Origin of the sequence: Candidatus Phytoplasma crotalariae (assembly GCF_030586865.1) — a bacterium.
Classification (GTDB): Bacteria; Bacillota_I; Bacilli_A; order Acholeplasmatales; family Acholeplasmataceae; genus Phytoplasma; species Phytoplasma citri.
On the sequence record NZ_JAOSIR010000041.1, the window covers coordinates 1 to 2,844 of the forward strand.

At 31.6% G+C, this 2,844-nt stretch carries 3 protein-coding genes and 2 pseudogenes; all 5 read right to left on the reverse strand.

Translation table 11 applies throughout. From position 1 onward, the window contains the following. Positions 1-394: pseudogene (locus OC683_RS02190) on the reverse strand (effector); the annotation flags it as partial. Positions 395-459: 65 nt separating this feature from the next. Then, positions 460-1,551, reverse strand: coding sequence for a coiled-coil domain-containing protein (locus tag OC683_RS02195; protein ID WP_304514910.1), 1,092 nt, complete (start codon positions 1,549-1,551; stop codon positions 460-462). Continuing rightward, a complete protein-coding gene (locus OC683_RS02200; protein ID WP_304514911.1) occupies positions 1,523-2,359 on the reverse strand; it encodes a hypothetical protein in 837 nt (278 codons plus the stop codon). The genes OC683_RS02195 and OC683_RS02200 overlap by 29 nt, the downstream gene beginning before the upstream one ends. Positions 2,360-2,388: 29 nt before the next feature. Further along, positions 2,389-2,673, reverse strand: a complete 285-nt coding sequence (locus OC683_RS02205) for a hypothetical protein (RefSeq protein WP_304514912.1) — start codon at positions 2,671-2,673, stop codon at positions 2,389-2,391. Positions 2,674-2,713: 40 nt separating this feature from the next. Continuing rightward, positions 2,714-2,844, reverse strand: a pseudogene (locus OC683_RS02210) (effector); the annotation flags it as partial.

Genomic DNA, 2,844 nt, shown 5'->3' on the forward strand with positions numbered 1-2,844 from the left:
ATCCAAGATCATTCCAACGGTCGAAAGGATAACCTTCTTGAATATAATTGGCAAGATTAGTAGGTTCTTTTTGGATTTCGAGGCGATCTTGAATTTTCATGAATTCAAAAGCTCCGATATTGGCTTTGTTAGCGAGCTGTTGGCGATAATAACCAATACCATTAAGGCCATCAAAAGTATATTTAGCTTTAATCATTTGACATTTTTTGTTATCATCATACCATTCTTCTACATTTTCAAATTTGGTTTCTTTAATACTAGGGATTTCTATTTTGGTTTTGGGTAATTTGATAATGTTCATTTTGGTTAAAACCAAAAAACCGATCAAGAAACATGATAATAATCCTAATATGATCGAAACCCATTGAATGATTTTTTTAATAATAATAAACATGATTATTCCTTTCGGTAATTTGAAATATACCAACATTTTAACATATTTTTCTTGTTTAATTTTCATTAAAACCATTTGGAGAACCAAGAAGTTACCCGTTCAATATCTGTTTTAACACGGTTTTTTAAAGGTTGGATGGCGCCACTATAAGTTTTTGTTTGATCATTGATTTTTTTCTCAAGTCCATCAAATTTTTCTAATTTTTCAATTAATGTGTTTTTCTCGTCTTGTAATTTAACTCGAGTCGCTTCATGGGCTTTTTGTTCGTCTTTGATTTGTTCTTTAAGTTTATTAATTTCGTGACGAAGTTCAATATTTTCTTCGCTGTATTTGCCTGCAGTATTTTCTAAAGTTTTAATGGTAGTTTCGAGCGTTTGAATATGTAGACCTTGTTGAACCCATTTGTCAATTTGTTGTTCTAATTCTGCACTTAAACGGGTAATTTCTTCAGCTTGTTCGTGGATAACTTGATTTAATTGGGCAATTTCTTGTTCTTGTTGATAGATAGTTGTTTGATAGGTTTGTTCTTTTTGTTGAAAATCAGTGGTTAATTGGTTAATTTCTTTTTGAAGTGCTTGTTTTTCTTGTTCCGATAAAGTTTGATTAGTAATTAATTCTTGATTTTTGGCTTCAATTAAAGATTTTTGTTCTTGGAGTTGGTTTTGGAGTTGTTCAGTTATTTGGTTTTGGGTGTTGATTTGTTGGAGTAATTGATTGATTTGGGCTTCTTTTTCAGTGTTGATGGTTTTTTCTTGCTGTAAGTTCATTGTTAATTGATTAATCTTTTGATCTTGGGTCAAGATTTCTTTTTCTTTCGCACGGATTTGGTCGGTTTGATAATTAATTTCTTTTTCAAGTTCTTGTTTGGCTTGGGCTGATAGTTTTTGGTTGTTTTCGATTTCCATTTGTTTTTGGATTAAATCATATTCTAAATTAGCTTTTTGGGTTGCTAAAGCTAAACTATTGAGATATTCTTGTTGAAGTTGAATTTCTAATAAGTTTTTGGCTTTAACGATTTCTTCAGGAGTTTGAGTAGTTTCTTGGAATTCCGTACCAAGGTGTTGAGGAAGAGACAATTGTTCTGGGGGAAGGAAGGTAGGTTCAGTTGTGGTTTCAACTGAACCCTGATCAGGGATTGTTGCGGTTACCAGTTTCACTTTCTTTGGGAGTTGTTACTTCATCATGATTAGTTATTTTAGTTTCTTTCGCTTCATCAGGATTAGTTATTTTGGTTTTTTCAGTTGGTAAGTCAAGAGTTGGGGGATTTTTTATTTGTTGGGTTAATGGTTGAGGCGGATTAGGGATTTGGGTTTCTTCACGATAAAATTGGTAAAGTTCGTAAGTAGTTGCTGCCAAAGAAACTAGTCCTAAAACTTTACTACTGATTTTGAGGATTTTACCACTAAAGGAAGTCGCTCGCTGGGGGATAATCGCTTTTGTGCCTTTTTTAAGAGCGGGTTTCTTCCCTTTTTTGAACCAATTACCCATTTTTCCAACGCCTAAACAAATCCCAATAACGCTTAAAGTAGTAGTCAGATAACAACCTAATTTCGCTGGGGGCGAAAGAGGATCTTTATCATTTCCTGTTATTTTATTATAAACATTTTCAATAACTTGACGAAGGGGTTGGGTAGTTTTATCATATAATGATTTAGTTTTTATAGCCACATCACCTGTCAAAGCATGGATTTGGTGGTAAAAATCAGGGAAGAATTTAAAAAGGCTCCAATAAATGCCTCCCCCAATTAAGAAGAAAGGAATACCCCAAATCAAAATCTTAGAAAAATTTTTGATGATGTTAAATAACCAGTATTCTTTTTTGGTTGGGGTTTCGATAATGATTTTAGGAGTTGAAGTTTTTCTTTGGATAATTATTTGGTTAGATTTCTTGTTTTTAGTGTTTTTATTTGTTTTCTTATTATTTTGTGATTGATTTTTTTTAGTTTCAATTATTTTGATGGCCATATGATCTCACTCGCTTTCTTGATTTTGATTTATTGCTCAGTTAAATCGATTATTTCGTTACTAATAGTTAAAAGATCAATTCCCCAATGAATAATTTGATGAATTGATTTCATGATTTTTTTAATTTTTTCAGAAACATTTTGGTTTAATTTTTTTGTCAAAAGCAAAACTTTTTCGGTATATTTGTAAGCGTTACAACGTTGTAATTGAGGCTGAGGTAAAGCGTAAAGGCCATGAGGTATTACAAACTCATAACCAATTAAGATAATCAACCCCAAAATAAAGTTGTTTTGAATGATTGATTTTATTTTCATCATTTTTATCTCCTTTAATATAAAAAAGACTCTAATTAGTTTAGTTAGTTCGTGAAAGATATTCGGCTTCTTGAGCTTTATCATAATGATGTTTATCTTGATAAAGGGATAAAGTTTTACGAACAGGGTTGAAGTGCAGATGGAAATTGGTTAATTCAAAGTTAGAGTCGG